The organism is Pseudomonadota bacterium, from assembly GCA_018823135.1.
Lineage (GTDB): Bacteria > Desulfobacterota > Desulfobulbia > Desulfobulbales > CALZHT01 > JAHJJF01.
This window is the reverse complement of sequence record JAHJJF010000028.1, coordinates 1-6,088: the sequence shown is the minus strand read 5'-3', so window position 1 is coordinate 6,088 and position 6,088 is coordinate 1. Positions and strand designations below refer to the sequence as shown.

At 43.5% G+C, this 6,088-nt stretch carries 6 protein-coding genes; all 6 read right to left on the bottom strand.

Annotated elements, in window-relative coordinates:
* Positions 1 to 104: prepilin-type N-terminal cleavage/methylation domain-containing protein (locus KKE17_02255; GenBank protein ID MBU1708803.1), on the bottom strand; the 104-nt coding region annotated here is incomplete at its 3' end.
* A gap of 333 nt (positions 105 to 437) precedes the next feature.
* Complete coding sequence (locus KKE17_02250) at positions 438 to 2,303, bottom strand: thiamine pyrophosphate-binding protein (protein ID MBU1708802.1); 1,866 nt, start codon at positions 2,301 to 2,303, stop codon at positions 438 to 440.
* A 795-nt stretch (positions 2,304 to 3,098) separates the two neighbouring features.
* A complete protein-coding gene (locus KKE17_02245; protein ID MBU1708801.1) occupies positions 3,099 to 3,821 on the bottom strand; it encodes an SDR family oxidoreductase in 723 nt (240 codons plus the stop codon).
* Positions 3,822 to 3,884: 63 nt separating this feature from the next.
* Complete coding sequence (locus KKE17_02240; protein ID MBU1708800.1) at positions 3,885 to 4,730, bottom strand: hypothetical protein; 846 nt, start codon at positions 4,728 to 4,730, stop codon at positions 3,885 to 3,887.
* The gene (locus tag KKE17_02235) at positions 4,702 to 5,541 is read right to left on the bottom strand and encodes a citrate synthase (protein ID MBU1708799.1); all 840 of its coding nucleotides are present in this window, start codon (positions 5,539 to 5,541) and stop codon (positions 4,702 to 4,704) included. Before KKE17_02235 ends, KKE17_02240 begins: the two co-directional genes overlap by 29 nt.
* A 34-nt stretch (positions 5,542 to 5,575) precedes the next feature.
* On the bottom strand, positions 5,576 to 6,088 hold a 513-nt coding region (locus KKE17_02230; GenBank protein MBU1708798.1), incomplete at its 5' end, for a hypothetical protein.

Genomic DNA, 6,088 nt, shown 5'->3' with positions numbered 1-6,088 from the left:
GAAAGATCCTGATACTTGGGCACGGCAACAACCGCAAGCACGCCAAGAATAACAATTACCATAATCAACTCGATGAGGGTGAAACCTTTTTGGCTATTCAGCATTTTAACTCCTCCAGACTCTATTATCTTTCAAACAAGTTACCCTTGTTACATTTTCATAACAAAATAAAATATAAAGAAGATAAATACAAGAAGTAAATAGAAAAAAATTCTCTGAAATTAGAAGCTTAATCCAAAAAAACGCTGTCATCATAAAACCAATAAAAGACACATCTACAGTCTAACAAACATAAGCACTCAATCTAAGCCGTTCTTCCGTGCCAGCTCGGATAAAAAAACATCAGCCTTGTGCAATCGCTTATTTAATCTGTGCTGAAACACAGACACACTATCGACCCCTACTCCATCCAACTGAAATATTTATCGTTTAAAATATCAGCCAAAATGTTTGTTAACGGTCTCAATACGGCTGTGAATGGGCGGCACCGCCTGATCATCAATCCAGACGTCCAGAACAGTGGGACGGCCTTCAGCCATTATATCCATTACCAGGTCCTGGTTTATCTGACCCGGGGTATCAATCCTGATCCCCCTGGCGCCGAGACCTTCGGCGATTTTGACAAAGTCAACCCGTTTATATTCAGAGCTGATGCCTTCGGGGATCGGCTGTTTGAAAAGTTTTCTGCCATGGTACACCATGCCGAGCATGGCATTGTTAAAGATAATCCAGATGACCGGAACATTGTAATTGACCGCAGTGGCAACTTCGGTGCCGTTCATCAGGAAACTGCCGTCACCGACAAGGGCGATTATCGGCCGGTCCTGAAATGCAATTTTAGCTCCGATGGGAGCTGCCACCGCATATCCCATGGAACCAAACCCCAATGCCACATAAAAGGAATACGGCCGGTCGATTTTCAGGTAACGAATTGCCCAGGCCATTGATGTGCCGATATCGGCAAAAAAAATGCTGTTTTTGGGAAAACTTCCCTGAATATCACGGATCAACTCTTTTGGATGATAATATTTTCCACCACTGGTGTCGAGATTATCATCAATTGCCGCATGCTTCCCTTTAAGAAATGCCAAGTCAGGTCTTGAAACTGCACTCCGCAGACATTTCTGGTCTATGTCTGCGCCGAGCTCTCTGTTTGCGGCATAACAGAGTTCATTGAGAATCGCCCGGGCGTCCCCTACCAGGCCAATCGTTGTATTATAATTTTTGCCGATTTCCTTGGTATCGATATCTATCTGAATAAGATGTTTCGAGGGTGCAAGCCGTTCATCCCAGCCGCCGGTCATCATCTCATTAAAACTTGTCCCCACAGCAAGCATGACGTCAACTTCTTCTTCAATTATGTACTCTTTGGAAGCAGGAGAACCGGCAAAACCCAGAACGCCCAAAGAAAGAATATGTGACTCGGGAAAAACCCCTTTTGCCTTTGGCGAAGTCGCCACCGGAATATCAAGAAGCTGCGCCAGTTGCAGGAGTTCATCCGCCGCCCTGGAAAGAATTGCCCCCCACCCGACGATGATTACCGGCCGTTTTGCAGCCAGAAGGGCCTTTGCCGCCTCAGTTACCCTTTCACGATCAAAAAGTCGCATGTCACAGAGTTTGGTAAACTCCCTGTTCTTTACCGCCGGTCTTTTCATGATATCAGCGGGAAGATTGATATGCACCGGCCCTTTACGCCCGGTTTGCGCTAAACGTATGCCCTTTTGCATCATGTACTGAGCACGATCTTCAGAAATAATCATGCCACTGTATTTAGTGAAATTACTGAATATATCAACCATGTTCATCCCTTCGTTCCCGGATTCCTGGATTGCACCTTTGCCAAATACAGAGGTTGCAACCTGGCCGGTAAGGGAACAGACCGGGATGGAATCAGCATAGGATGATGCAAGGCCGGTAATAAGGTTTGATGCGCCGGGGCCGGCCGTGGAACAGCAAACCCCCAACCGCCCTGAAACTCTGGCATAGCCGTCAGCCATGAAGGCCGCCCCCTGCTCATGCTTGGTAACAATGGGAACAATCTGCTGGCTTTTGTACAGAGAAGTATTCAGGTCTTCAATGGCTCCACCGGGAATGCCGAAAACATGGGACACTCCTGCAGATTCCAATGCTTCAACAATAATGTCGGAAGTGTTTTTTGTTGCTTTGGCTCTTTTGGCTTCATGCTTTATTGAAACCATATTTTTAATGGCGTTAATTTTATCCTGTATTCGTTCCTTTAAGACTCTGTCTTGTTTTTCATCCTGCCAATCAACCTGCTCGTGAAGTTTATTTACTGATTTCATAATCAAACAGCCCTCATTCTGCATACTTCAAAATTCCACAGAACACCTGAATTTATTAGATCTAAACAATCAAAAAAAACCTGACAATTACTTAAAAATATCCGCTCAATATTATTATTTCTTTTGTCTTAAAATGTTCTGCCCATCGAACAAGCTCAATAAATAGATGATGTAATAAAAGGCAAACAAAATCCCGATAAGGAAAGCAAAAGTTGTGCCACTCACCGGACTTTATATGTAACTCATACTTTGATACGCATGGTTATTGCAAAATCTCCTATAATCCATATCCTTTTTTTTTTCACTTTTAATTTTTTTCATCTTTTGCTGGGCCTTTTCTTCCTGTTTTCCGGAATAATAATTTCAATGAGATTAAGTAATTATCCTATTTGCAATAATTTAGGCACACCAATATCACCGAAGAACCTTGAAACCAAAAGATACATCGTGTGTTCAATTTATTAACACTTTATATTCTTAATCAGGAATTACTTTCCGGAATACTGGACATACCAACTGGAATTGATACAAAAAAGCGGAATAATTATTGAAAATTGCAGCGAAAATGGCTAGAAAAAAACTCAGAGAAAATCACATGTCCGAAACATATCGCATTTATCCGATACAATTAATTCTCGTCAGGAACGGCACGGGCACCCTTCCCCTGATAATCGATATCTTCGCAGCGAAAAGGGGGAGAGAGAATTTGGCACTGGGTTGAGTTGCTTGAAGAGAGCCTCGAAAATCTCTTCTACGGAAATAGAATTGATTTATACCTGCATCCCTCAGAAATAATTAACAGACGTCCACTCCACCATCTACATTCCAAACCGATCCCGTTACATAACTTGCTTCAGCCTGGGACACAATAACATGAGCAACTTCTTCAGGGAGTCCAAAGCGACCTAAAGGTATCGTGGCTATATGATAGGCACGAACAGCTTCGATTTCTTCTTCGCTTAGACCTAATTTATGAATAATTGGAGTATCAATGGCGCCAGGGGAAACAGCATTGACACGTATTTTCAACGGAGCAAACTCCCTTGCCAAGCTTCGCGTAAAGGCATCCATTCCACCTTTGCAGGCGGCATACAGACTGGCATTCGGTAAACCATTATTAACAACAATGGAGGAAACATTAATAACGCAGCCCTGCCGTTTTGTCAAAGCAGGAATAAGTTGTCTGATCAAATCAAGAGGACCGCGAAGATTTGTATTAAAAACCTCTGAATAAGCATTTTCCGTTGCCATATGCAATGGCAACAATCCTGGTATGGCTGCATTGTTTACCAAAACATCCAGTCCTGTTTCCATAAAAACGGCTGCCATTTTTTCAATGTCTTCCAGTTTTGACATGTCGGCTATAATAGATTTAACTTTCAATTTCTCTGCCGCATCTCTTACTCTTCCGGAATCCCTGCCGGAAATATACACCGTATACCCTTTGTCACGAAAATGTCTGGCGGTAGCAAAGCCAATACCAGAATTTCCACCGGTAACGAGGACGATTTTATTCATTATTACATCTCCATTCTTTTAATTGTATGTGAAGGAATTTTATGACGAGGCTATAAGGAAATACTAGTCTTCATCGTGTTCAGGTACCGGCCGTGGAGGTTTCCCCTGATAATCAATATCTTCACAACGAAGCGGGAAAAATGATCCCGGAGGTTGTTCAAGAGCTTCGGCATAACAGGCATGTGTGCCGCCATAAACAACAGCAGTGAATACTTGATAGCATTCATGGGGGGAAAATCCCTGATCTGCAAAAAAAGCCGACACGTAACCACAGATATTCATTGTCTCGTCAAATTGACTCTCCAAAACTCTTTCAATTTCAAAACCAAGCTTGAGATGATCACCAATCTCAAAGCCTAGCTTTTCTGTTACCATTTTCATTGCTATCACCCGCTCATCGCCTTTAGCAACCGGTCTGGCGTATCCTGTAATAACGGGTGGCGATGAAGGTCTGCGCTGCTGTTCTTTAACAATTTCTTCGGCAGTCATACCTTTCTGCTTTTTTATAAGAGCTTCGCGAATAAATTGGCTGCCAGCTAAAACAGGGGCAGAACCATACATTGGAGAATCAGCAGCCAATATTCCCGCGCAAACTGCTGCAACCGGGGTTGTCCGCATGGTCCCGGCAAGAGTACTCACCTGGTTACACCATATTCTTGAATCAGGCCAACTCATACAGATATAAATATTATCAATCCATTCAGCAAATTTCCGATCTATCATTCTACCGGTAATGTTGAGAACCAGAACCTGAAAAAAAGACACCTTACCAACGAGATCTTCCATCATGGAATACCCCTGGTTATAGATCGCCTCACCCGGAACCCAGCCACCTTTGCGAGCGTTGATTACCCCGCGGTGCTGATCCCAAAAGGACACATCATCTTTTTTTGGTTTTTGCTTGTTCATCAATAACATAATGCTCCCCATCCAAAAATGGCATTGCAGTAATGGGTTTAAACGGCCCGGAAAGTTCCAGGCCATGGGCTAACATACCAGGCGCAGAGATCAACTGAAAAATCCCTGTCCCTGCAGAAAAAGTAAAGCCCAGATCACAGAAAACTGCGGCCGCAACTCCAGTTGCCAGCCAACCCATATTATGGCTCTTCAATGCTTCGGCAAAAGAAATGCCCCATTTCAAGGCTTCACCGCTCCCAGGTAAACTACTGAGCATTGTGGCGTATTTCTGAGGCATCGGATCAATGCCGCTGAATCTGCTCCCGAATCCAGGTGCGATATGAGTATCACCGTCATACTCCTTTGCCATCTCGATCAATTCATCAACTAGTTGTCCGGCATCCTTTCCAATATGTTTGTTAAAAAAACGCATGGCTTCGCTCACTTCAACGCCGCCCAGATGGGCGCCGCCCATAGCGCTCAGGGCAATTGGCAGAATATGCTCAGGAAAAGTCTTACCCACACCTGTATTCATCGCCGCCCAGGTGGCAGGATGCCTGGGTCCCGGATTGATCATGGTAATCATCATTATTTCCAGTAATTCAGACTGTTCCCTGGTGGGCAATTCACCTCGAAAAAGAAGGAATAAGACATCAACAAAACTTTTTTTACGGGCCAATTCGATGATGTCGTAACCATGACATCGGCAGGATTCCGCCAGATATGGATTTTTATCTGAAGGCAGTTCCTCCCATATACGGGTAGATGCCCTTGAAACAAACTTCTCATCTCGCAGCTTGACTTTGGAGTGTTGTTCGCTCATTAGATTTTGCTACCTTATTTTCACTGTTGATCTTTTACCCCTTGAGCAGAGCAAGATTTTCTTCCACACTATCCATTATTATTTCAACTGTATCCAAGCCCACGGCCTGCTCACAGAAACCAATGCTTATTGAAAGAGATTCTTCAAAACCACTAAGCCCAACAACAAATAAGGGAGGATACGCGATAGGTGCGGTTAAAAAAGCATCCTCAACATCAGCGTCGGGGAAGATCAGCCTTTGCTTATCAATGTTCCCCATATTCGTCAACCACGGGGGTACATTTTTTGACCCTAATAAAAGATTAAAAATTAAAATAATATTTGTAAGCAGCAACCCCAAGGGTAAAGGCAATAACTTCAAATGAAAAATTGCAAAACGATCTGCGGCAAGGCCTAGCAAGCCATCCTTTTTAAGTCTCATTTGTCGATTGACTAAAGATATGGTTTCAGCAAAAGTAGCACCGATTTCTTTACCGATATTCAGCATAAAAAAACCGGCGATATTGGCAATGCCTCCCCCTTTTCCTGTCGAAAGATAACGACGGAG

What these genes read in the sequence shown, in the direction of transcription:
- KKE17_02250 (MBU1708802.1), bottom strand. Translation starts at nt 2,303, where the DNA reads ATGAAATCAGTAAATAAACTTCACGAGCAGGTTGATTGGCAGGATGAA.
- KKE17_02245 (MBU1708801.1), bottom strand. Translation starts at nt 3,821, where the DNA reads ATGAATAAAATCGTCCTCGTTACCGGTGGAAATTCTGGTATTGGCTTT.
- KKE17_02240 (MBU1708800.1), bottom strand. Translation starts at nt 4,730, where the DNA reads ATGAACAAGCAAAAACCAAAAAAAGATGATGTGTCCTTTTGGGATCAG.
- KKE17_02235 (MBU1708799.1), bottom strand. Translation starts at nt 5,541, where the DNA reads ATGAGCGAACAACACTCCAAAGTCAAGCTGCGAGATGAGAAGTTTGTT.